At 72.4% G+C, this 21,801-nt stretch carries 27 protein-coding genes and 1 pseudogene; 11 read left to right on the top strand and 17 right to left on the bottom strand.

Annotation, left to right across the window (positions count from 1 at the left end):
• Positions 1–33 precede the first annotated feature (33 nt).
• Both nagB and ACZ60W_RS10735 read right to left on the bottom strand, forming a co-directional pair.
• A complete protein-coding gene (nagB, locus tag ACZ60W_RS10740) occupies positions 34–819 on the bottom strand; it encodes a glucosamine-6-phosphate deaminase (protein ID WP_469754992.1) in 786 nt (261 codons plus the stop codon).
• A 202-nt stretch (positions 820–1,021) separates the two neighbouring features.
• Positions 1,022–1,141, bottom strand: a pseudogene (locus ACZ60W_RS10735) (short-chain dehydrogenase); the annotation flags it as partial.
• 355 nt (positions 1,142–1,496) lie between these two features.
• On the opposite strand from ACZ60W_RS10735, the gene ACZ60W_RS10730 reads away from it, so the two are divergent.
• The gene (locus tag ACZ60W_RS10730; RefSeq protein ID WP_469754991.1) at positions 1,497–2,963 is read left to right on the top strand and encodes a sensor histidine kinase; all 1,467 of its coding nucleotides are present in this window, start codon (positions 1,497–1,499) and stop codon (positions 2,961–2,963) included.
• Positions 2,964–3,114: 151 nt separating this feature from the next.
• Here the strand turns inward: ACZ60W_RS10730 and ACZ60W_RS10725 are convergent, their stop codons facing one another.
• Both ACZ60W_RS10725 and ACZ60W_RS10720 read right to left on the bottom strand, forming a co-directional pair.
• Positions 3,115–3,372 carry a WhiB family transcriptional regulator gene (locus tag ACZ60W_RS10725; RefSeq protein ID WP_003953983.1) on the bottom strand — a complete coding sequence of 86 codons (258 nt, stop codon included), beginning with the start codon at positions 3,370–3,372 and terminating at the stop codon, positions 3,115–3,117.
• A gap of 316 nt (positions 3,373–3,688) precedes the next feature.
• Positions 3,689–4,657 carry a diacylglycerol/lipid kinase family protein gene (locus ACZ60W_RS10720; protein WP_469754990.1) on the bottom strand — a complete coding sequence of 323 codons (969 nt, stop codon included), beginning with the start codon at positions 4,655–4,657 and terminating at the stop codon, positions 3,689–3,691.
• Positions 4,658–4,764: 107 nt separating this feature from the next.
• Here ACZ60W_RS10720 and ACZ60W_RS10715 point away from each other — a divergent pair, with 107 nt between their 5' ends.
• Positions 4,765–5,181, top strand: coding sequence for a hypothetical protein (locus ACZ60W_RS10715; protein WP_469754989.1), 417 nt, complete (start codon positions 4,765–4,767; stop codon positions 5,179–5,181).
• Between the two features lies 1 nt (position 5,182).
• On the opposite strand, the gene ACZ60W_RS10710 is transcribed toward ACZ60W_RS10715, so the two are convergent.
• From ACZ60W_RS10710 to ACZ60W_RS10700, 3 genes are all read right to left on the bottom strand, one after another.
• Positions 5,183–6,250, bottom strand: coding sequence for a SigB/SigF/SigG family RNA polymerase sigma factor (locus tag ACZ60W_RS10710; protein ID WP_469754988.1), 1,068 nt, complete (start codon positions 6,248–6,250; stop codon positions 5,183–5,185).
• Positions 6,247–6,660 carry an ATP-binding protein gene (locus ACZ60W_RS10705; RefSeq protein ID WP_019889334.1) on the bottom strand — a complete coding sequence of 138 codons (414 nt, stop codon included), beginning with the start codon at positions 6,658–6,660 and terminating at the stop codon, positions 6,247–6,249. The genes ACZ60W_RS10710 and ACZ60W_RS10705 overlap by 4 nt, the downstream gene beginning before the upstream one ends.
• A 322-nt stretch (positions 6,661–6,982) precedes the next feature.
• Positions 6,983–7,243 (bottom strand): UBP-type zinc finger domain-containing protein, encoded by a 261-nt coding sequence (locus tag ACZ60W_RS10700; RefSeq protein WP_469754987.1) that lies wholly within the window; start codon positions 7,241–7,243, stop codon positions 6,983–6,985.
• A gap of 39 nt (positions 7,244–7,282) precedes the next feature.
• On the opposite strand from ACZ60W_RS10700, the gene ACZ60W_RS10695 reads away from it, so the two are divergent.
• The gene (locus ACZ60W_RS10695; protein ID WP_469754986.1) at positions 7,283–8,875 is read left to right on the top strand and encodes a Na+/H+ antiporter; all 1,593 of its coding nucleotides are present in this window, start codon (positions 7,283–7,285) and stop codon (positions 8,873–8,875) included.
• Positions 8,876–8,885: 10 nt separating this feature from the next.
• Here ACZ60W_RS10695 and ACZ60W_RS10690 read toward each other — a convergent pair whose 3' ends face one another.
• Entirely contained in the window at positions 8,886–9,785 is a 900-nt protein-coding gene (locus tag ACZ60W_RS10690; RefSeq protein ID WP_469754985.1) for a 1-aminocyclopropane-1-carboxylate deaminase/D-cysteine desulfhydrase, read from the bottom strand.
• Positions 9,786–9,813: 28 nt separating this feature from the next.
• On the bottom strand, positions 9,814–10,404 hold the full coding sequence (locus tag ACZ60W_RS10685; RefSeq protein WP_469754984.1) for an N-acetylmuramoyl-L-alanine amidase: 591 nt from the start codon (positions 10,402–10,404) through the stop codon (positions 9,814–9,816).
• A gap of 253 nt (positions 10,405–10,657) precedes the next feature.
• Between ACZ60W_RS10685 and ACZ60W_RS10680 the strand changes: the two genes are divergently transcribed.
• Both ACZ60W_RS10680 and ACZ60W_RS10675 read left to right on the top strand, forming a co-directional pair.
• Positions 10,658–12,073, top strand: coding sequence for a family 2B encapsulin nanocompartment shell protein (locus tag ACZ60W_RS10680; RefSeq protein WP_469754983.1), 1,416 nt, complete (start codon positions 10,658–10,660; stop codon positions 12,071–12,073).
• Between the two features lie 88 nt (positions 12,074–12,161).
• Positions 12,162–13,211, top strand: a complete 1,050-nt coding sequence (locus ACZ60W_RS10675) for a family 2 encapsulin nanocompartment cargo protein polyprenyl transferase (RefSeq protein WP_469754982.1) — start codon at positions 12,162–12,164, stop codon at positions 13,209–13,211.
• Positions 13,212–13,227: 16 nt separating this feature from the next.
• On the opposite strand, the gene ACZ60W_RS10670 is transcribed toward ACZ60W_RS10675, so the two are convergent.
• Positions 13,228–13,803: a TetR/AcrR family transcriptional regulator gene (locus tag ACZ60W_RS10670; RefSeq protein WP_366307462.1), complete on the bottom strand. Its 576-nt coding sequence runs from the start codon at positions 13,801–13,803 to the stop codon at positions 13,228–13,230.
• Between the two features lie 126 nt (positions 13,804–13,929).
• Between ACZ60W_RS10670 and ACZ60W_RS10665 the strand changes: the two genes are divergently transcribed.
• The 3 genes from ACZ60W_RS10665 (at position 13,930) to ACZ60W_RS10655 (ending at position 15,322) form a co-directional block, all read left to right on the top strand.
• Positions 13,930–14,511 carry a dihydrofolate reductase family protein gene (locus ACZ60W_RS10665; RefSeq protein WP_469754981.1) on the top strand — a complete coding sequence of 194 codons (582 nt, stop codon included), beginning with the start codon at positions 13,930–13,932 and terminating at the stop codon, positions 14,509–14,511.
• A gap of 103 nt (positions 14,512–14,614) precedes the next feature.
• A complete protein-coding gene (locus tag ACZ60W_RS10660; RefSeq protein WP_469754980.1) occupies positions 14,615–14,854 on the top strand; it encodes a hypothetical protein in 240 nt (79 codons plus the stop codon).
• A 42-nt stretch (positions 14,855–14,896) separates the two neighbouring features.
• Positions 14,897–15,322 (top strand): DUF6304 family protein, encoded by a 426-nt coding sequence (locus ACZ60W_RS10655; RefSeq protein ID WP_469754979.1) that lies wholly within the window; start codon positions 14,897–14,899, stop codon positions 15,320–15,322.
• Positions 15,323–15,427: 105 nt separating this feature from the next.
• Here ACZ60W_RS10655 and snpA read toward each other — a convergent pair whose 3' ends face one another.
• Positions 15,428–16,078, bottom strand: coding sequence for a snapalysin (gene snpA / locus ACZ60W_RS10650; RefSeq protein WP_469754978.1), 651 nt, complete (start codon positions 16,076–16,078; stop codon positions 15,428–15,430).
• Positions 16,079–16,265: 187 nt separating this feature from the next.
• Here snpA and ACZ60W_RS10645 point away from each other — a divergent pair, with 187 nt between their 5' ends.
• The 3 genes from ACZ60W_RS10645 (at position 16,266) to ACZ60W_RS10635 (ending at position 18,384) form a co-directional block, all read left to right on the top strand.
• Positions 16,266–17,234, top strand: a complete 969-nt coding sequence (locus tag ACZ60W_RS10645) for a LysR family transcriptional regulator (protein ID WP_469754977.1) — start codon at positions 16,266–16,268, stop codon at positions 17,232–17,234.
• Positions 17,231–17,716 carry a GNAT family N-acetyltransferase gene (locus ACZ60W_RS10640; RefSeq protein ID WP_469754976.1) on the top strand — a complete coding sequence of 162 codons (486 nt, stop codon included), beginning with the start codon at positions 17,231–17,233 and terminating at the stop codon, positions 17,714–17,716. The genes ACZ60W_RS10645 and ACZ60W_RS10640 overlap by 4 nt, the downstream gene beginning before the upstream one ends.
• A gap of 359 nt (positions 17,717–18,075) precedes the next feature.
• Positions 18,076–18,384 (top strand): helix-turn-helix domain-containing protein, encoded by a 309-nt coding sequence (locus tag ACZ60W_RS10635; RefSeq protein WP_469755029.1) that lies wholly within the window; start codon positions 18,076–18,078, stop codon positions 18,382–18,384.
• An 86-nt stretch (positions 18,385–18,470) separates the two neighbouring features.
• Here ACZ60W_RS10635 and ACZ60W_RS10630 read toward each other — a convergent pair whose 3' ends face one another.
• From ACZ60W_RS10630 to ACZ60W_RS10605, 6 genes are all read right to left on the bottom strand, one after another.
• Positions 18,471–18,629 carry a hypothetical protein gene (locus ACZ60W_RS10630; RefSeq protein ID WP_469754975.1) on the bottom strand — a complete coding sequence of 53 codons (159 nt, stop codon included), beginning with the start codon at positions 18,627–18,629 and terminating at the stop codon, positions 18,471–18,473.
• Positions 18,626–18,835, bottom strand: coding sequence for a hypothetical protein (locus ACZ60W_RS10625; RefSeq protein WP_469754974.1), 210 nt, complete (start codon positions 18,833–18,835; stop codon positions 18,626–18,628). The genes ACZ60W_RS10630 and ACZ60W_RS10625 overlap by 4 nt, the downstream gene beginning before the upstream one ends.
• Before the next feature lie 86 nt (positions 18,836–18,921).
• Complete coding sequence (locus ACZ60W_RS10620; RefSeq protein ID WP_469754973.1) at positions 18,922–20,175, bottom strand: helix-turn-helix domain-containing protein; 1,254 nt, start codon at positions 20,173–20,175, stop codon at positions 18,922–18,924.
• Between the two features lie 126 nt (positions 20,176–20,301).
• A complete protein-coding gene (locus ACZ60W_RS10615) occupies positions 20,302–20,622 on the bottom strand; it encodes a hypothetical protein (protein ID WP_469754972.1) in 321 nt (106 codons plus the stop codon).
• Positions 20,619–20,846, bottom strand: coding sequence for a hypothetical protein (locus ACZ60W_RS10610; RefSeq protein WP_469754971.1), 228 nt, complete (start codon positions 20,844–20,846; stop codon positions 20,619–20,621). Before ACZ60W_RS10610 ends, ACZ60W_RS10615 begins: the two co-directional genes overlap by 4 nt.
• Before the next feature lie 12 nt (positions 20,847–20,858).
• Positions 20,859–21,740 carry a peptidoglycan recognition protein family protein gene (locus tag ACZ60W_RS10605; RefSeq protein WP_469754970.1) on the bottom strand — a complete coding sequence of 294 codons (882 nt, stop codon included), beginning with the start codon at positions 21,738–21,740 and terminating at the stop codon, positions 20,859–20,861.
• Positions 21,741–21,801 lie beyond the last annotated feature (61 nt).

Genomic DNA, 21,801 nt, shown 5'->3' with positions numbered 1-21,801 from the left:
TCCGTCGGCGGGACGGCGGGAGGGCCGGCCGGCTCAGATGCCCTGCCAGGACGGCTTGGCGGCGAAGGTCTGGCGGAAGTACTCGGCGAGCTTCAGCTTGGACGCGGCGGCCTCGTCGACGACGACCGTGGCGTGCGGGTGCAGCTGGAGCGCGGAGGCCGGCACCAGCGCCGCCACCGGGCCCTCGACGGTCTGCGCGACGGCCTCGGCCTTGCCCTCGCCGGTGGCGAGCAGCACCAGGTGGCGGGCCTCCAGGATGGTGCCGATGCCCTGGGTGATGACGTGGTGCGGCACCTGCTCGATGTCGTCGTCGAAGAAGCGCGCGTTGTCCACCCGGGTCTGCTCGGTGAGCGTCTTGATCCGGGTGCGGGAGGCGAGCGAGGAGCACGGCTCGTTGAAACCGATGTGCCCGTCGGTGCCGATCCCGAGGATCTGCAGGTCCACGCCGCCGGCCTCGGCCAGCGCCTTGTCATAGGCCTCGCAGGCCGCCTGGACGTCCTCGGCGGAGCCGTCGGGGCCCATGAAGGACTCCGGGGAGAGCCCGAGCGGCTCGACGACCTGGCGCAGCACCGTGGAACGGTAGGACTCCGGGTGGCCGGCGGGGAGGCCGACGTACTCGTCCAGCTGGGCGATCCGGGCCCGGGAGGCGTCCACGGCACCGGCCGTGACCTGGGCGACAAGGGCGTCGTAGATCGGGATCGGAGTCGAACCCGTGGCCACGCCGAGCAGCGCGTCGGGCTTGCGGCGCAGGAGGCCGGCGATGCCGTCCGCGATGAGCTCGCCGCCCGCCTTGGCGTCCTTGACGATGACAACTTCCACGCTGTGCCTGCCGATCTGGTGAGGGGCTGGTGAGGGGTCGTGTGGTATAGACCAATCTAAGGTCAAATCTAGCAGAGGAGAGCCCTTCTCCTCATGCCGTTCCACCCCACGGACGGCCGCCGACTCCATCGTCTGCCGCCCCTGACCCCCCAGCCACTCGAAGCCCTCCCGTCCCACCGCGGGCCCCCCCCGTGCGGCCCCCTCAGGTCGGCGAGCCTCCGGTCGCGTCGATCCAGTCACCGGTCACCCGACGGGCGTCGTCCGAGACCAGGAAGGCCACCACGTCCGCCATCTCCGGCGGCGTCCCGGCCTCACCGAAGGGGGCGGGGGAGCGGTGGCCGGCGGGCGCGACGGCCCCGGAAACACCCGCGGGCCGCGGCGCCTGACGGGACCCTCAGCCCGTCCGGCACCGCAGCCCGGAGTTACTCGGCCGGGGGTGTGCGGTCCCTCGGCCGTGGGGAGGTCTCGACGCAGTCAGGGCAGAGAGCGTCGGGTACCTCGTCCACTCTCCTGTGCGGGGAGAGTGGAGGCTCTTTCGTGTTCATTGTGGACTAGACCATTCTTGTCTGTCCATCCACAGGAACACGGTGCTTCCCGGCCCATCCTCCAACACGGAGCGCCGGAGATCCAGGTTCACCGCCCCTGAATTCCGCGGGTACGCTCGCACCGTGCCCTCCATGAACGACCTCGTGCGCCAGCACACCGCCCTGAGCGACTCCGACCTCGAGTGGCTCCACCTGCTGGTGTCGGAGTGGCAGCTGCTCTCCGACCTGTCCTTCGCCGACCTCGTCCTCTGGGTCCCCACCCTCGACGGCACGCGGTACGTCTCCGTCGCGCAGATGCGGCCGAACACCGGCCCCACCTCCTACCAGGACGACATGGTCGGCCACCTGGTCCCGCGCGGCCGCCGCCCGCTGCTCGACGCGGCGCTCGACGAGGGCCGCATCGTCCGCGAGGGCGACCCCGAGTGGCGCGAGGAGGTCCCGGTCCGGGTCGAGTCCATCCCCGTGCGCCGCGAGGGCCGGGTCCTCGGCGTCATCGCCCGCAACACCAACCTGCTGACCGTCCGCACCCCCTCCCGGCTGGAGCTCACCTACCTCCAGTCGGCCTCCGACCTCGCCCAGATGATCGCCGCCGGGACCTTCCCCTTCCCCGGCGAGCAGGTCGACATGGACTCCTCGCCCCGGGCCGGCGACGGCCTGGTCCGCCTCGACGCCGAGGGCGTCGTCCAGTACGCCTCGCCCAACGCGCTCTCCGCCTATCACCGGCTCGGGCTCGCGGCCGACCTCGTCGGCCAGCACCTCGGGCAGATCACCGCCGAACTCGCGCCCTCCCGGGGCCCGGTGGACGAGGCGCTGGTCACCCTGGCCTCCGGCTACGCGCCGCGCGAGTTCGAGGTCGAGGGCAACGGCGGAGTGATCCAGCTGCGGGCCATCCCGCTCAAGCCCAAGGGCACCCGGATCGGTTCGCTCGTCCTGCTCCGGGACGTCACCGAACTCCGTCGCCGCGAACGCGAGTTGATCACCAAGGACGCCACCATCCGGGAGATCCACCACCGGGTGAAGAACAACCTCCAGACGGTGGCCGCCCTGCTCCGCCTGCAGTCGCGCCGGATGGACTCCGACCGCGGGCGCGAGGCGCTCAACGAGGCCGTGCGGCGCGTCGGTTCGATCGCCATCGTGCACGAGACGCTGTCCCAGAACCTGGACGAGCGCGTCGAGTTCGACGAGATCGCCGACCGGGTCATCGCGATGGTGGCCGAGATCTCCCCGGGCAAGGTCACCTGCCGGCGCACCGGCCGCTTCGGCATCCTCGACGCCGAGGTCGCGACCCCGCTCTCCATGGTCCTCACCGAGATCCTGCAGAACGCGCTGGAACACGCCTTCGCCCAGGGCGAGCAGGGCACCGTCGAGGTCTCCGCCGTGCGCGGCGAGCCGAGGGCGGACGCCCGGCTGCTCATCACGGTGCAGGACGACGGCTGCGGACTGCCCGAGGGCTTCGACCCGCAGCGGGCCGGCAATCTCGGTCTGCAGATCGTACGGACCCTGGTGGAAGGGGAGTTGGGCGGTTCCTTCGACATGCTCCCGGGCGCCGAGCGCGGGACGAAGGTGGTTCTCGACATTCCCGTGCAGCCGCAGAAGTAGCGGCGGCCGGGCCGTTCACAGCAGCGAGCCCCGGACCGAAGTGAATCGGTCCGGGGCTCGAATGCTGTGGGTTACTGCTGCGCGCTGCGGCTCGGGAGCGGTGATTGCGTACACGATGTACGCGCCGCGTGCCTCAGGCTGTGCAGGTGGCTCAGGCGCTCGCGTTACGCGCCCGGTTGCGAGCGGCACGGCGCTTCATCGCGCGGCGCTCGTCCTCGCTGAGGCCACCCCAGACGCCGGAGTCCTGGCCGGACTCGAGCGCCCACTGCAGGCACTGCTCCATGACGGGGCAGCGGCGGCAGACGGCCTTGGCTTCCTCGATCTGCAGCAGCGCAGGACCGGTGTTGCCGATGGGGAAGAACAGCTCGGGGTCTTCCTCACGACAAACGGCGTTGTGACGCCAGTCCATGGCTGCTACCTCTCTCAGTGTTACGTGCCAGTTGCTTGTGAATGTGAACGCTTTCACGAATCCCCCCGCAAGGGAAGGGCCGACTGCCAGGTGAACTGGTGTGGTCCTGTGCTGAGGAGGGGTTCTGGCTCTCAGTGGAGGCCGGTGTTGCGGGCCGTCCCGATCGCCAAGAAGAGACTCCCAAACCCCAGCAACGGATACAACCCCTTCCGGAAAGTTTTTTTTGATTCCTCGGTGTCGGCTAGGTCACAGCCGTACTTCTAAGGGGTGGATGCGCGCCTAAACGTTCGAGTGAAAGGACTTTGGGCCCTTCCACTCACACAATCACACGCAGTGCACGGCGTACGCCTGTGAACGTCACGCTCGTACGCAGTCCCAGGTGGTCTCCGTCCATCTGCAGGGGGAGGGGGACCTTCGAATGCAAGGTGAAGTCGGTCAGGTCGTGAAGAGTCACGGCGTGCTTGCCCCGCGGGCCCCGTTCCGGGGTCGAGGTGAGCAGCTGAGTGGCGTAGCGGGCCACCGCCGGAGTGGAGAGACGGCTCAGTCCGAGCACGTCGAGCGCGGTCTCGAAGGACGCCTCCGGGGACGCGTACACCGGACGATTGCCCAGGTAGGTCCAGGGGGAGGTGTTGCAGATTATGGAGAGGACGAGGTCCTCGACCGGCTCGGACCCCGGGCGCTCCAGGGTGATCGTGCCGTGCCGGCGGTGCGGCTCCTCCAGGAACTGGCGGGCCACCTGGCGCAGATAGAGCGCGTGCGTCGATCTCTTGCCGCGCTCCCGCTGCTGTTCGACCCGGCCGATGACGCTCGCGTCGAATCCGAGGCCGGCGCAGAAGGTGAACCAGCGGGACGGAACGCCCTCGTCCTCGGTGCCCGGCGTTCCCGACGCCAGCCCGAGGCTCACCGTCCGTGTCCGGCGCTCGCGCAGCGCGTCCAGCAGGGCGCCGGTCGCCTCCACGGCGTCGTTCGGCAGCCCCAGCGCGCGGGCGAAGACGTTCGTCGAACCGCCGGGGACGACCGCGAGGCCCGGCAGCCGGTCGGGGTCGGGCCCGCCGTGCAGCAGCCCGTTCACCACCTCGTTGACCGTGCCGTCGCCGCCGAGGGCCACGACCAGGTCGATGTTCCCCGCGTCCGCGGCCCTCCGGCCCAGGTCGCGCGCGTGCCCGCGGTACTCGGTGGTGACCGCCTCCAGCTTCATCTCGCTCGCGAGCGCGTGGATGAGCACGTCACGGGTGCGGGCACTGGTGGTGGTGGCTGCCGGGTTGACCACGAGAAGTGCGCGCATGACCGCCAGCGTACCTACCCGGCGGTACCGGGTGCAGTCCAGGCCGTCGCCGGGCGCCCGCACCCGGGCCGTCCGGCCCCGGGCCCGCCCCGGCTACCCTGCCCTCTATGAGCAGTACGGAGCAGACCCCCCGTCCCACCCGTCTCGCCGCCGCGGCGGTCGTGGCCGGCACCGAGGCCCTCGGGCTCCTCGCCGGGGCTGTGTACATGCTGGTGCACGCCCTGACCGCGTCGTCCGGCGACCTCACCGGGGGCCTGACGGGCGCGGTGACGCTCGCCGCCCTCGGCCTGATCCCGCTCGCCGCGGCCCGCGGCCTCTGGCTGCGCCGCTCGTGGAGCCGCGGCCCGGCCGTCATCACCCAGATCCTCGCGCTGCCGGTCGCCTGGCAGATGATCGCGGCCGACGGCGTGATCGTCCCCGCCGGCGGGGTCCTCGCCGCCCTGGCGGTCGCCGGGCTCGTCCTGCTGGTGAACCCGGCCACGACCGAGGCGCTCGGCATCCGGCGCCCCGGCCAGGAGGCCTGACCTACTCCTCCACCAGGAGCTTCTCCCGCAGCTGCGCCAGGGTCCTGGCCAGCAGCCGGGAGACGTGCATCTGCGAGATGCCGACCTCCTGCGCGATCTGCGACTGGGTCATGTTCCCGAAGAAGCGCAGCAGCAGGATCCGCTTCTCGCGGGGCGGCAGGTCCTCCAGGAGCGGCTTGAGCGACTCGCGGTACTCGACGCCCTCCAGTGCTTCGTCCTCGGCGCCCAGGGTGTCCGCCACCGCCGGCGACTCGTCGTCGGTGTCGGGGACGTCCAGGGAGAGCGTCGAGTAGGCGTTCGCCGACTCCAGCCCCTCCAGGACCTCCTCCTCGGAGATCCCGAGCCGCTCGGCCAGCTCGTGCACGGTCGGTGACCGGCCGTGCTGCTGCGAGAGCTCGGCCGTCGCCGTGGTCAGCGACAGCCGCAGCTCCTGGAGCCGGCGCGGCACCCGGACCGCCCAGCCCTTGTCGCGGAAGTGCCGCTTGATCTCGCCGACGACCGTGGGCGTCGCGTAGGTCGAGAACTCGACCCCGCGGTCCGGGTCGAACCGGTCGACCGACTTGATCAGGCCGATCGTCGCCACCTGCGTCAGGTCGTCCAGCGGTTCGCCGCGGTTGCGGAAGCGCCGGGCCAGGTGCTCCACCAGCGGCAGGTGCATCCGCACGAGACGGTTGCGGAGCTCCGCCTTCTCGGGGGAGCCCTCCGGCAGCTCGCGCAGCTCGAAGAAGAGGGCGCGGGCGCCGCTCCGGTCGTGCGGGTGGGGGACGGGCTCGGACGGCTCGTCGGCCCCGTCCGCGTCGTCGGCCCCGTCCGGCGCGTCGGACCGCGCGGCCTTCTCCTCGGCACCGGCCGCCTCGTCCGGTCCGGCCTGCCCGCTCCCGGGCTGCCCGGGCACTCCGGGCAGCCCGGCGGCGCCCTCGGGCGTCCCGGGGGCCTCCGGGACGCCCGAGGCGCCGGGAACCTCGTGGTGCTGCTCGTGCTCGCTCATCTGGTCCGCCTGCTCCGTAGCGACCTCATGCGGCCGCGCCTGCTGCTCAGGGATGCCGGCCGTCGCGTCCCCGCTCCTCACGCCGGGCCTGGCCCCGCGCCGCGCTGTTTGTACAGGCTGATCGAGACCGTACGGTCATCGGCCACCGACGACTCCACCTTTCCGGCCAGCGCCGACAGCACCGTCCAGGCGAAGGTGTCCCGCTCGGGGGCCCTGCCGTCCGTGGTGGGGGCGGACACCGTCACGTCCAGGGAGTCGTCGACCAGCCGGAAGACGCAGCTGAGGACGGACCCCGGCACGGCCTGCTGGAGCAGAATGGCGCAGGCCTCGTCGACCGCGATCCGCAAGTCCTCGATCTCGTCGAGGGTGAAGTCCAAGCGCGCCGCGAGGCCGGCCGTGGCCGTACGCAGCACGGACAGATAGGCACCCGCAGCGGGCAGCCGGACTTCCACGAAGTCCTGGGTCCCGGGCTCGCCTGCGATCTGGGACACCCTCACCTCCAAGGTGGCACAAGCTCATTCGGGGTCCGGGGGAGAGGCCCCCGAACCGGGCGGTACGCAGGGGGCTGCGCGGTCCGCCGTGACGCTATCGCGATCCGTCCCGCCGTGTCGCCGCGAGCCCCCCGGCCCCCGATCACGCTCGTCACCCATGGTAGGCCCATGGGAGCGGACGGTGGCCAGGGGTGTGCGAAGGACGGAAACCGTGCGACCGGCGGAGGGAGGACGTACCCAACCGCGCGACGGTCGAACCTCCCCCCGCGCGAACGGTGTGCGCGGCGTCCTCGCGTCCCCGGCCCGCCGGGCCCCGGGGAGGTCAGACGATCGAGCCGTCCACGAAGCACCAGCGCCACGCCTCGCCCGGCTCGAACGTGCGCATGACCGGGTGGCCGGTCGACGAGAAGTGCGCCGTCGCGTGCTGCCCCGCCGAGGAGTCGCAGCAGCCGACGTGGCCGCAGGTCAGACAGAGCCGCAGCTGCACCGGGTGCGTGCCGTCCGCCAGGCACTGGGGACAGGTGACGGCCAGCGGCGCCGGTTCGGGGCGCGGCATTTCGGCAACGTGCGGGCACTCGCTCATGATGGCCAGGTTACGTTGCGGCACGGAACGGGGTCGGGCATGGACGCACTGCAGCTGGTGGCACTGGTGGCGGCGAGCACCGCCGTCGCGGGGTTCGCCCGCAGGACCCCCGTGCCCGCGCCGCTGCTGCTCGTCGCCGTCGGCCTCGCCGCCTCCTACCTGCCGGGGGTGCCGGACTACACGCTCGACCCCCACATCGTGCTCCCGCTGATCCTGCCGCCGCTGCTCTACACCGCGGCCCTCGACTCCTCGTACCTGGACCTGCGGGCCAACATCCGGCCGGTCGCGCTGCTCTCCGTCGGCTACGTCCTCTTCGCCACCGTGGCCGTGGGCTGGCTCGCGTACGTCCTGGTGCCCGACCTGCCGCTGACCGCCGCGCTCGTGCTCGGCGCCGTGATCGCGCCGCCGGACGCCGTCGCCGCCACCGCGATCGCCCGCAGACTGGGCCTGCCGCACCGGATCACCACGATCCTCCAGGGCGAGTCCCTGGTGAACGACGCCACCGCGATCACCGCGTACAAGGTCGCTCTCGCGGCCGCCGTCGGAGAGGGCGTCAGCTGGGCCGGCGGGCTCCGCGAGTTCGGGCTCGCGGCGATCGGCGGCGTCGGCGTCGGCCTGGTCCTCATGCTCCCGATCCACTGGCTCCGCTGCCGCCTCGGCGAGGCCCTCCTCCAGAACACCCTCTCCCTCCTCATCCCCTTCGTCGCCTACGCGGCGGCCGAGGAGGTCGGCGCCTCCGGGGTCCTCGCCGTCGTCGTGGTCGGCCTCTTCCTCGGCCACCGGGCCTACCAGGTCGACTTCGCGACCCGGCTCCAGGAGGAGGCCGTCTGGAAGATGGTCGCCTTCGTCCTGGAGTCCGCCGTCTTCGCCCTGATCGGACTCCAGCTGCCCTACGTCGTCCAGGGCCTGGGGCAGTACGGCATCGGCGAGGCGGCCTGGTACGCGGCCGGGGTCTTCGTCGCCGTGGTCGTCGTCCGCTTCGTCTGGGTCTACCCGGCGACCTTCCTGCCCCGCTGGCTCTCCGACCGGGTCCGGCAGCGGGAGCCGGGCGTCGACTGGAAGGCGCCCCTCGTCGTCGGCTGGGCCGGCATGCGCGGGGTGGTCTCGCTGGCCATCGCGTTCTCCATCCCCGTCGTCACCGACGGCGTGGAGTTCCCGGCCCGCAACCTCGTCCTCTTCCTCACCTTCACCACCGTCATCGGCACCCTGGTCGTCCAGGGGCTCACCCTGCCGCCCCTCATCCGGCTCCTGAGGCTCCCCGGGCGGGACACGTACGCCGAGACGCTGGCCGAGGCGCAGGCCCAGAGCGAGGCGTCCAGGGCCGCCGAGGAACGCCTCGACGCGCTCCTGGAGGACGAGCGCAACGCGCTGCCCCAGCCCCTGGCCGACCGGCTGCGGACCGTCATGGAGCGGCGGCGCAACGCGGTCTGGGAGCGGCTCGGCGCCGTCAACGAGGTGACCGGCGAGACCGCCGACGACACCTACCGGCGCCTCTCGCGCGTGATGATCGACGCAGAACGCGAGGTCTTCGTCCAGCTGCGCGACGAGCGCCGCATCGACGACGAGATGATGCGGACCCTGCTCCGCCGGCTCGACCTGGAGGAGGCGGCCGCCTACCGGGAGACGGACTGAGCCCCGCCGGTCAGGACGGCTCGGGCGCCCCCGTCACCACCGCCGCGAGCCGGGTGCCCGCCGGGAACGCGCCCTCGTGCGCCAGGACGACGAGGCCGAACAGCATTTTGGCCACATACAGCCGCTCGATGGCGAGTCCGTGCCGCGCCTCGAAATCCCGTGCGAACGCCTCCAGCTCGGGGGACGTGCGCGCGTAGCCCCCGCCGTGGAAGCGCTCGTCCAGGGCCCAGTCGCCCCGCGGGCCGCCGAAGGCCGCCTCCTGGAGTGCCCGGACCTCCCCGCCCAGGAAGCCGCCCCGCAGCACCGGAACCCCCAGCGCGCGCTGCCCTGGCCCCAGCCCGGCCGCGAGACCGGCCAGGGTGCCGCCCGTGCCGCAGGCGACCGCGACCGCGTCCGCCTCGCCGGCGAGCTCGCGGCCCAGCTCCACGCACCCCTGGACGGCGAGGGCGTTGCTGCCGCCCTCGGGCACCACGTACGCGCCCGCGGGGGCCCGCGCCAGGAGCGCGGCGAGGGTGGCCGGCTCGTGCTTCGCGCGGTACGTGGTCCGGTCCACGAACTCCAGCCGCATCCCGTCCGCCGCGCACCGTGCCAGCGAGGGGTTGAGCGGCCGTCCGGCCAGCTCGTCGCCGCGCACGACGCCGACCGTGGGGAAGCCGAGCAGCCGGCCGGCGGCGGCCGTCGCCCGCAGGTGGTTGGAGTAGGCGCCGCCGAAGGTGAGGACCGGCCGTCCGCCGGCCGCGCGCAGGTTGAGCGCGAGCTTGCGCCACTTGTTGCCCGGGAGGTCCGGGTGGATGAGGTCGTCCCGCTTGAGCAGCAGGGTCAGCCCGTGCCGGGCGAAGCGCTCGTCCTCCACCGGCTCCAGGGGCGAGGGGAGCCGGGGGCGCAGGCGGGAGGGGTCGAACGCGTTCACCCGGCCATTGTCCGTGCGGGCGGCGCGGTCAGCGCAGCCGGTCGGCGATCCGCTCCCGCATCGAGCCCATCGTGAAGCCGCGCGGGTCCACCTTGCCCGGCTGCCACTCCAGGTGGCCGATGACCGAGCGCTGCGTCCAGCCGTGCACCCGGCAGACGGCCGCCGCGGCCTTCGCGATGGCCTCCAGCTGGACCTTGGGCCACGGGTCGACGCCGTCCCCGAGGTTCTCGCACTCGAAGCCGTAGAAGTGGCGGTTGCCGTCGGTGGTGGCCTCGTCGTCCGGCGGCAGGCGGCGCTCGGCGATGACCGCCCTGAGCACCTCGTCGTCGCCGAGTCCGGCGTGGTTGGCGCGCCCGTAGCCCACGAGGTGGACCGTGCCGTCCTTGGCGATGACGCCGTGGCAGAGCGGCCCCGGCAGGTTCGCGTGGCCGTCGCGGCAGATCCGCACGGTCGCGGCGGTGCCCCGGGTCACGGTGTGGTGGATCATCACGCCGTGCACCGGGCCCCAGGGTCCCTTGTGGTTGCGGTTGTGGGTGGACCAGTCGCCGACCTGGACGACCGTGAGGCCCTCCTCGCGCAGTGCGTGGAGGAACCTGCTCGCGGTCATGGGTGTGGCCATGGCGGACTCCCTTCGGGGGACGGGTGAACTTCCGGAGTACCGGATTCCGCCCCTCCGCCGCCATGCGTTCGGACCGCGTGCGAGCCGATCCGGACAGTGCGTCACGGGGCGCGTGGGGTTCCGCTGTTCGGAGGGAAATCACGTGACATGCCCCGAAGATCGTCGAACAGTCCCACCCGATTGTGTAATGGCGTCGACACGTTCCGTGCTGAAAGGCTTCGACTCGCAACTCAGTCATACGAGAGGGAGTTCCATGTCCGTTGGTTCGGTTGGCGACGACGTCCGCGCGGAGCAGCAGGCGCCGCAGCAGAGTCTCGGCACCGCCGCCGCGCGGAACCTCGCCACGACCACCAAGTCGGCTCCGCAGATGCAGGAGATCACCTCCCGGTGGCTGCTGCGGACGCTGCCGTGGGTCCAGGTGCAGGGCGGCACGTACCGGGTGAACCGGAGGCTCAGCTACTCCGTGGGCGACGGCCGCGTCACCTTCGTCCAGACCGGACAGCGCGTCGCGGTCATCCCCGCCGAGCTCGGCGAGCTCCCGGCCCTGCGGGGGTACGAGGACGAGGACGCCCTGACCGAGCTGGCCTCCCGCTGCACCCAGCGGGAGTACGCGGCGGGCGAGGTCATCGCCACCGCGGGCGCGCCCACCGACCGCGTCCACCTCCTCGCCCACGGCCGCATCGAGCAGATCGGCGAGGGGCCCTACGGCGACGAGGCCGTCCTCGGCGTCCTCGCCGACGGCGCCTACCTCGGCGAGGCCGCCCTGGTCGGCGAGGACGCCACCTGGGAGTGGACCGCCCGCGCCGCCACGGCCTGCACGGTCCTCGAACTCACCCGGGACGACGTGCGCAACCTCGCGGACCGGGTCGTCTCGCTCGCCGCGCACCTCGCGACCGTCGCCGCCCTGCCCGACCAGCGCACCAACACCTACGGCGAGGCGGCCATCGACCTCTCCGCCGGCCACGTCGGCGAGGCGGTCGTCCCGCACACCTACGTCGACTATGACGCCTCGCCCCGCGAGTACGAGCTGAGCGTCGCCCAGACCGTGCTCAAGGTCCACAGCCGTGTCGCCGACCTCTACAACCAGCCGATGAACCAGACCGAGCAGCAGTTGCGGCTCACGGTCGAGGCGCTCCGCGAGCGCCAGGAGCACGAGCTCATCAACAACAAGGAGTTCGGCCTCCTCGCCAACTGCGACTACGGGCAGCGGCTCCAGCCGCACGACGGCGCCCCCAGCCCCGACGACATGGACGAGCTGCTCTCCCGCCGCCGGGGATCCAAGCTCTTCCTCGCCCACCCCCGTGCCATCGCGGCCTTCGGCCGCGAGCTCAACAAGCGCGGCCTGGTGCCGGAGACCATCGACGTCAACGGCAACCGCATCCCGACCTGGCGCGGCGTGCCGATCTACCCGTGCAACAAGATCCCGGTCTCCGACGCCCGGACCACCTCGATCATCTGCATGCGCACCGGCGAGGCCGACCAGGGCGTGATCGGTCTCCACCAGACCGGTCTGCCCGACGAGATCGAGCCCAGCCTCTCCGTCCGCTTCATGGGCATCGACGAGCAGGCGATCATCTCGTACCTCGTGACGGCCTACTACTCGGCGGCGATCCTCGTCCCGGACGCCCTCGGCGTCCTGGAGAACGTCGAGGTCAGCCGCTGGCGCTGAGCCTGCGACGCCCGGGGGCGGGGGCCGGACCCTCCCGCCCCCGCGCGCCGTCCGACCCGCTGCCGCGAAGGATGCGAAGGAAAAGACCGTGACCGTGACCAGCGCGGACGCCGCGACCGACGGCCAGGGGGCCGTGCGGCTCCTGGACCAGACGCGTGCCGCCGTCCATCCCCAACTGCGTTCCACCGTCGAGACCCTGCCGGGTTCCATACGGCGGGTGGCGATGTACCACTTCGGCTGGGAGAGGGCCGACGGCACCCCGGACGCGGGACAGACGGGCAAGGCGATCCGGCCCGCCCTCGTCCTCGCTGCGGCCCGCGCCCTCGGCGCCGAGACGGCCCAGGCCGTGAAGGCCGCGGCCGCCGTCGAACTCGCGCACAACTTCACCCTGCTCCACGACGACATCGTCGACGAGGACCCGACCCGGCGTCACCGGCCCACCGCCTGGACCGTCTTCGGCATCCCGGACGCCCTCATGGCCGGGGACGCGATGAGCGCGCTGGCCCTGCGCCTGCTCGCCGAGGACCCGCACCCCGCCTCCGCCGCGGCCTCCGCGCGCCTCGCCGCCTGCATCATCGAGCTCTGCGCCGGGCAGCAGGCGGACTGCGCCTTCGAGCAGCGCGGCCCCCGCGACGTCTCGCTCGACGAGTGCCTGGCCATGGCCACCGCCAAGACCGGGGCCCTGCTCGGCTGCGCCTGCGCCGTCGGCGCGCTCTACGCGGGCGCGGGCGAGGAGGAGGTCGCGGCCATGGACGCCTTCGGCCGGGAGGCCGGGCTCGCGTTCCAGCTGATCGACGACCTCATCGGGATCTGGGGGGACCCCGACCGCACGGGGAAGCCGGCCGGTGCCGACCTCGTGGCGCACAAGAAGTCGCTGCCCGTGGTGGCGGCGCTCGCCTCGGGCACCGCCGCGGGGGACGAGCTGGCCGAGCTCTACTCCCGTCCGGCCCTCGACGCCGCGGCGGTGCGGGCGGCGGCGGACGCGGTGGAGCGGGCCGGCGGGCGTGACTGGGCGCAGGCCCAGGCGGCCGAGCGCATGGGCCGCGCCGTGGAGTACCTGGCCCAGGCGGTGCCGGACCTGTCGGCGGCCGGGGACCTGCTCGCCCTCGCGGAGTTCGTCACCCGCCGCACCCGCTGACCCCGGCCGCGGCGGCTCACTCCGCGGGGACGATCCGGGCCACCACGGTCTCGATCAGGTCGTCCAGGTCACGGTCCCCGTGGAGCTCGGGGACCGTGAAGTGGTCGAGCAGCAGCCCGGTGAGGGCGAAGTAGAGCAGCCGGACCGTGTCGGCGTCTCCGGGCATCCCGGCGTCGAGGTGCCCGCGGATGTTCTCGTCCAGGTCGGAGCGGAGCACCTTGGTGAGCTGGGTACGCAGCTCGGGGCGGCGCACGGCTTCGAGCCGGAGCTCGAAGAGTCCGAGGTAGCAGGTGCGTTCGGCCGCCAGCCGCCGGGCGACCCAGCGCATCAGCTCCAGGACCAGCTCCCGCCCGGGCGTCGGCAGCAGGGCGGTCTCCAGGGCGTCGGGCGCCGGGGTCAGCCGGACGAAGATCCGGTCGCCCACCTGGGAGAGCAGCTGGTCCCGGTCGGTGAAGTAGTTGGACGAGGTGCCCGTGGGGACTCCGGCCCGGGCGTCGACCGCCCGGAAGGTCAGCCCGCGGGCCCCCTCGTCCGCCAGTACCTCGATCGCGGCGTCGAGCAGTGCCGCTCGGCGTTCCGGGTTCCTCGCCACGTCGGGCTCCTTCTCGAGCTGGGCTCGTTCTCTTCGAACATAGGGCTTGCGTAACCACTACAGGTGAAGCACTATAACTGTCGTGGTTGCGGACGCGGCCACGCCACCCCGAGGAAGAGGACCGGTTTGCGCAAGCTCACCTACTACATCGCCTGCACCATCGACGGCTTCATCGGGGACCCCGAGGGGGACGCCACCAGCATGTTCGCGTTCGCGGGCGGGGCCTACGCCCAGTGGATGGGCGCCGAGTACCCGGAGAGCATCCCGACCCAGGCCCGCGCGGTCATGGGCGTCGACGGCGACAACAAGCACTTCGACACCGTGATCCAGGGGCTGGGGTCGTACCGGCTCGCGCTGGACATCGGCGTCACCAGCCCGTACGCCCACCTGCGCGAGTTCGTCGCCACCCGCTCGCTGACCGAGTCGCCCGACCCCCACGTCGAGCTGATCTCCGACGACCTCGTCGGCCGCGTCCGCGCGCTGAAGGCGGAGGACAGCCCGCTGGACATCTGGCTGTGCGGCGGCTCCACCCTCGCCGGCGAGCTCATCGAGGAGATCGACGAGCTGATCATCAAGACCTACCCCCAGGTCTACGGCAGCGGCATGCCGATGTTCGGCGCCGGCTTCGAGCCCCGCGACTTCGAGCTGGGCGAGGTGCGCACCTTCGACAACGGCGTGCTCGTCCGCACGTACAGCAGGAAGCGGTAGGCCCTCGCCCACCGCCACCGCCACCGCCACCGCCACCGCCACCGGGGCCGGGGCCGCGGACCGCCGGGACGCGCGGCCCGGCGGGGCGTCCTACCCTGGAGACATGGGCGACGAGGCGGCGCGCACGACACGGGACCCGGGGGTCGAGCCGAAGTGCCCGGCGTGCGGCGTTCCGCGGTCCACCCTGGCCACCCGGCACAAGGTCCTCGGAGCCTGGGTGCCCGAGTGGGAGGCGCAGCCCTGCCGCAATCCGGAGTGCGCGCTCTACGAGGCCCCGGAAGAGACGACCCCCCACGTGACCGGCAAGAACGGCGAGATCGGGAGAAGTCCGGCCCCGGGGTGACCGGCCGCGCGCCGGAGCCGGTCATACCGCTACAGTCCGCGCATGTCATCGGAGTCGACAGAAGTCTGGACCGGTTGGTACCGGGACCGCAGCGGCGCGGAAGCGATCGTCATCACGGCCGACGGGCGGCGCGTCGCCACCCGGATCAGGGGGGTCGAGTACACCGGCGAGAGCTTCGCCGCGCTGAGCGCGACCGGGGACGGCGCGGCCGCCGGTCTCCTCACCCACTGTGTCCTGGAATGGGACCTGCCCCTCCCCGTCGTCCTCGACGGCGTGACCCAACAGGCCACCCTCGCCTGTCTGCTGACGCTCGGTGAGCGGGGCGACCTCAGCCTCACCCTGCACTACGGCGGCGCGGCCTTCGAGGCGTGCGTCGCCGGCGGCGACTTCGAGGGGGCGCTCGACCGGGTCCGGCGCCAGCTGCCGCCCGGCGCGGACTTCGGCCGCCGCCTCCTCCAGACGGCCTGACGGCGGACGCCGCCCGAACGCGACGGCGGCGACCCGTCGCGGGCCGCCGCCGTCCGTCGATCACGCGCTACCGGGCCGACCCGTGCCGGTCCGGACGCCGCCGGTTCAGGAGGTCTTGAACGCGGAGGCCAGGCCGTAGCGCCACAACTGGTCCACGCGGGAGCGCTCCTGCGCGTTCGGCTGGGCGTTCTGGCAGGACGTGCCGGGGCCGCCGCCCGACATCAGCTCGCTGCACGGACCGCTGTAGTGGTCCGGCAGGCCGAGCACGTGACCGGTCTCGTGCGCCGTCACGCGGGTGGAGTTGTACTGCTGGTTCTGCCGGTAGTCGAGGAAGATGTAGCCGCCGCCGTGACCGTCGGTGCTGGCGTACGAGCCACGCGAGTCGTTGCCCTCGTAGTACCGGAAGTCCGGGTTGCTTCCCTCGACCAGCCGGACGTTGACGACCGAGCTGTTCCATATCTGCGCCGAGCGGGCGATCTGGGTGCGGAAGCTCGGGGCGTTGGCGGAGCTGTAGACGACGGTGACGGCGGCCGCGCCCGGGGCGGCGGCGCGCTTCTTCGCCACCGACTTCACGACGGCGTCGAAGAACGCCTGGTTGGCCTTGGCCTCCGCGGCCGAACCGGCGTACGCCGCGGTGGCGCCGCCGGCGGGCGCGGCCGGCGCCGTGGCGGCCGCCGGAGCGGTGCCGAGGGAGGCGGCGAGGCCGAGACCGAGGGTGGCGGTCAGCACGGAGGTGAGGACCTTGGGGTGACGCATGGGGGGCTCCTCCTGTTGGGGTCGGGAGAGAGTCTCGGGGCAGCCGGGGCGCGCGGGGATGATGCCAACCCCCGATAGCTCCACCGCATCACCCTGGTTCGGTGCCCTCAACTACCTTGGAATGCAAGGCGATTGAAGAGTTCCGGATATCTGGTGCGACGCCCGGCCGCCGCCCTACCCTCGGGGCATGGAGCTGGAGGTGAGACACCTGCGCGCGCTGTGCGCCATCGCGGACACGGGCAGCCTGCACAAGGCGGCGCGGCAACTCGGCATGAGCCAGCCCTCGCTGACCACCCAACTGCGCCGGATCGAGAACTCCCTCGGCGCCGAACTGTTCTCCCGCGGCCGCACCGGCTGCCGCCCCACCCCGATCGGCCGCTCCCTGCTCAGCCGGGCCCGCCCCCTCGTCGCGGACATGGCCGCGCTCGTCACCGAGACCCGCGCCGCCGCCGCCCGCACCGACGGCCCCGGACTCCGCGTCGGCTCCACCGCCAGCCGGGCCCTCCCCGGCTGGCTCCGCCGGCTCCGCCAGCGGCTGCCGGACACCGACATCGGCCTCCGCATGGACGTCTCCGCCCACGCGCTGCTCAGGGCGGTCGCCGCCGGCCAGCTCGACGTGGCGTTCGTCCACGAGGTCGAGGGCTGCCCGTTACGCGTCCCCGACGGTCTCGCCGGACGGGTCCTCGTCGCCCGCGAACCGCAGTTCATCTCCATGTCCCCCGACCACCCCACCGCCGGCCGCGCCGTCGTGGACCTCGCCGACCTCGCCGACGACCACTGGATGGTCGACCCCACCGTGGACGGCGAATGGGACGGCCTGCGCCGGGTCCTCGGCGCCGCCGGCATCGACCCGCCGCTCCTCCACGGCGACTACCACACCGCCGCCTCGCTCGTCGTGCTCGGCGAGGCCGTCGCCCCCTGCCAGCCGACCTCGGGCCCGCGCGACGACATGGCCATCCGCCCCCTCCGCGGCGACCCGCTGGCCGTCCGGCTCCTGCTCTACGCCCGCCCCGGCGCCCCCCTCGACCTGCTCTACGCGGAACTCGCCGCCGCCTACCGCGAGGTGGCCCTGCGGGCCGCCCCCTACCGCGAGTGGCTGCGCCGCCAGGGCACGGCCGCCGAACTGTCCGTGGGACCGTGCATGATGACCGCATGAGCACACGCGAGGACGGCCCCGGCCGGGCAGTGGTACGACACGCGGAGCCCGGGGACCTGCCCCGCGTCGTGGAACTCGTCCGCGAGCACGCCGCGTACGAGAAGGCCGCCCCGCCGGCCCCCGGCCTCGCCGACCGCCTCGCCGGCCTCCTCTTCGGCCCCGAACCGCCCCGCCTCCGCTGCCTCGTCGCCGCCCTCCCCGACGGCACCCTCGCCGGCTACGCCACCTGCGCCCCCGAACTCTCCACCTGGGACGGCGCCGCCTACCTCCACATGGACTGCCTCTACCTCGCCGAGACCTCCCGCGGCCACGGCCTCGGCCCCCTCCTCGTCGCCGCCGTCCGCACCGAGGCCCGCACCCTCGGCCTCCCCCGCGTCGAATGGCAGACCCCCGACTGGAACGACGGCGCCATCCGCTTCTACGACCGCCTCGGCGCCACCTCCCACCCCAAACGCCGCTACACCCTCCCCACCACGCCCTGACGTCCCGCCGGGCGGGGGCGACGCCCCTGCCCTCACGACGCGCGAAAGGGCCCGACCGTGGTGCGGCCGGGCCCTTCCGGGTGTTCAGGAGACGGCGAAGGTCAGGCCTTCTTGGTCTCCCAGAAGATGCGGTCGATCTGTCGGGCAACTTCCCGGGCGGGATCGCGACCTGCACGTATGTCGCTGACCTGCCCTTTCTCGGTGCCGCTATCTAGCAGTATCTAGCAGGAGTTGGCAGAGCAGTGCAACGACTCCCCTTGATCATCTCCCATGGAATCTCCCACGCCTCCCGGAGGTGGGAGCAGGCAACGGAAAGACCGCCCGCCCGCCGGGGGTGCTCGGCGAACGGGCGGCCGTTTATGGCGCCCCGTACCATGATCAAAAAAAGCGTCACTACTGACGCTGACATGGGATCACGCAGCTCACAGCGTTGTCGAGTGCCTCACGAACAACCCCTCTGGGTCCGCGACCTACGCCGTGCTCTTGGGCGGCGTATCCACGACCAGCGGATGGACCGGGGCCACACTCAGGAAGATCTCGCGGAGATGACCGATATCGACCGCCGGACCTTGCAGCGCATCGAAGCCGGGGAGAGCGACCCCCGCTACGGCGACCTCGTCCTAATCGCCGACGCGCTTGGCGTGCCTCTCGCAGAGCTGGTGCGGTAGCCCCCGGCTGGCGCGGGAGACGGACCCGGCCGGGGTGTTCAGACCTGCTCGCCCGTGGTCCGCCGAGAACACGGACGAGCAGGAGACTAGCGACGACGGCGAAGCGGCGCGCAGGCGAGCGGGTTGTCGTGCATCTTCACGTCCGGACGAGCGCCGGAGTCGGAGAACGTCGGCACCGACTTCACCTTGCCCTGGATCGGCTCACCGCACCGGTCGCAGCGGATCGGCCCGTAGGTGGCGCTCATGAGCAACCCCCGGCCGTCGGCTGCTCGTCGGTGAAGACGTACAGCGGGGACACCCCCTTGGCCCGTGCGCATGCCTGGTGGGCGTAGATGTGGGTGCCGCCGTCGCCCTGGGTACGGACGCACGCGTCAGCGCCGGGCTCGGGGCAGTACGTGCAGTCGCGTCCGCTGCGCAGGCTCGGCTGCGGGGCCGCCGTCGGTAACGTCACGGGGCGCTCCTCCCTCAAGGTCATCTGCTGACCTCGACGGTACGAGCGCCCCGACAGAACAGAGGACACAAATCGTGTCCCCTCGTTCACGCAGCGAGCAGACCCACCTTCACTGCGAGCTCCGAGGCCCGGCGCCGGCGGCTGGCCACCTTGGACTCGACCTCCTCCAGGATGATCGCTCGGGCGTAGCCGTTGTAGCGGATCGTTTCCGGCGCCGCCTCGTGCGCCTGATCGAGGGTGGCGATCGCGACGTCCGGCTGGCCGTCGAGCTGGTAGCCGCGGGCCTGCTCGATGCGGTGCCGGGCCCGGCGCGGCCGGGACGGGATGACGTCGGCGTCCGCCCGTGCCGCCTGCCGTACGGACTCCCGGCCGGAGTGGAGCTCGACCGCGACCGTCACAGCGTGGGCACCCATGATGGCCCGCGAGAACGACGTGACCGGGTGGAAGTAGCCGCCGGGCAACTGGGCGGCCATCTCCTGCGCCGTGTCCCAGTAGCGCCACGCTGTGGCCGAGGACCCGCGGCGGGCCGCCGTGTACCCCGCCTCGAAAGTCAGCGCGCCGGCGATCGCAAGGACGTCATGGTCCGCGTCGGGAAGAAGCGGGGTCAGGTAGTCGAGGGTCTGCTGGGTAATGGTGTCCGCGGCGTCGTAGTGGTCGGGGCCGCTGTCACGGTGGGCCTGGGCGAGGAGCCACGCGGAGACGCCGATGGTGTGCGGGTCCGCGGACTGCTGCGCGGCAACCATGCTCCGCTCGGCCACGCGCCACAACAGGCTGCTGTCGGGCTGGTAGGCGAGGAAGAACTGGCTCAGGCTGTACACCTCGGCCAGCACGGCCTGAGCCGCACGCCACGCCACCGGGGACTCAGCGTGCTGGACAGCAAGCTGCGCGTCCCGAATCAGATCCGGCAGCAGGATCCCGATCCGCTCGCGGTGGTCCGGGGCGGAGTGCCGGGCAGCCCACGCGCTGGCGAGCCGCGCCGCAAGGTGCTCGGCGCGCGGCGGGGCCGCGGCAGACACGCCGATCGGCAGCGCGTCCACCGCTGCGCGGACGGCAGCGAGGCGAGGATGGCCGGGGCCGATGAAGAGATCGACGTGCACGTCGGGGCGTCCTGTGAGGTCGGAGAGGTCCCGGACCCGCAGAGCTTGAGCGAGACGCATGACCATGTCGAGGCCCGGGGCCTGAAGCTGGCCGAGCTCGACCCGCTTCACCCACGAGGGCGACATGCCGACGAGGCCGGCAAGGACCTCGCGGGTCATGCCGTGCCGCTCGCGAAGGATCTTCATGCGCTGCCCGAAAGCCACCGGGTGGGCGTACGGGTCCGGGGTAGCATCAGGTGACACGGCCTTGCCCCAATCTCTGTGCAGACTCGACACCTCACAGGGTATGGGGCAAGGCCCTTGTCGTGTGATCCAGAACGCAAGAAGCCGCCCCCTCCGCCCGAAGGCGGAGGGGGCGTGGCGTGCTGATCACTTCACCAGGACGTTGACGAGCCAGCCGCCGGCCGGGACTGCGAGGAGCCCGATCCCAACGGCTGTCCACGCCAGCTTCTCCACCGCCGCGAGCCGCGGGCCGTGCGTGGCCGATGCTTCGGCCTTCGCCTCCAGGGCGTCGACGCGCTCCTCGACCCGCTTCACGGTGTCGCGTTGCTCGGCCTGCGCCCGTTCGTTCTGGTCCGTCCGCTGCAGCGCGAGGTCGAGCCGGCCCGACACCTCGGCGAACCCAGTCCTGATCTCGCCGCGCATCTCCGCCAGTTCGACCGCTACCTGCGTGGACTCGGACGGGGTCACCCCCGCTGCTCCAGCTCGTCGGTACGGAGCCAGCGCGGCAGCAGCGCCTGGACGGCAGGGAGGGCCATGACCCGGGCGAAGCCGCCCGCTACCGCCAGGGCGCCAGCGACCCACGGCAGGGACTCCGGGACCCCGGACGCCGAGACGACGGCGGGGAGGACGACGGCGATACCGACGGCGGACTGGAGGACGGTGCGGGCCGTGCGCTTCGAGGCATCAGACATGGGGTGCTCCGTTCAGTTGGCGAGGCGGGCGGCGAGGGAGTCGCCGAGCTTGTCGACGAGGGTGTCGATCTGGGCCGGGGTGAGGCCGGCGTTCTTGAGACTGTGGACGGTCGTGTCGATGTCCTTGACGACCTGGTGCATGTCGCGCGGGTCGCCCTTGCCCTTGTACGTCCACGGCTTCTGGGCGAGCGCGGCTTCGATCCGCTTCACGGCAGCCGCGGTGTCGGTGAGGATCTTGCGCTCTTCAGGGGTCATGTCGGTGTCCTCTTCGGTGTCGCCGGGCGACCAGGACGCGGGGTGCGCGAGGCGCTCCGCGACGTCGCGCCGGAAGGTGTCCATGGGGATGCGGGGGTCGAGCGGCTTCCGGCGGGTGGCTTCCTTGTGGGCCCAGATGCTGTCGGCGCTCCAGCCGTGGAACCGGCAGCGGGCGGCCTGGACGCGGACCGCGACGTCGTACTGGACCTTCGGCCACGGGCGGTCCGCGGCGCCGGAGTTCTCGACCTCCATGCCGTACGAGCGGGCGTTGCCGTCGAGCTCGTCAGGTCCGGGCGCCGGGTGCTCCGCGCGCTCGTTGAGGACGGCGTCGTAGGCGTTCCGGGCAACCATGCCTGCGTGGTTCGTCCGGCCGTTGCCGACGAGGTACAGCCGGCCGGTGCGGGCGAGGAAGTCGTGGCAGACCGGGCCGGGGAGGTCGGCGTTCCCGCGGTAGCAGTAGTCCGCCAGGCCGGAGCCTTCGCCAGCGGTGTGGTGGACCATCGTGGCGTGGACATCGCCCCAGCCGTCGCCACGCTGCCCACGGTTGTGCGTGCGCCAGCCGGGCATCTCGACGATGTCGGTGACGCCCTCCTCGCGCAAGGCCCTGAGCCACTCGTCGGCAGTCATCGGTGTGGCCATGAGGCCTCCAGACATGATGAAAGCCCCGGCCGGCGGCGCGGGGCGTACGGGGTGGGGAAGA

Source organism: Streptomyces sp. NPDC104202 (assembly GCF_055584185.1).
Note: the sequence above shows the minus strand (reverse complement) of the source record. Positions and strands in the feature narration are given on the sequence as shown.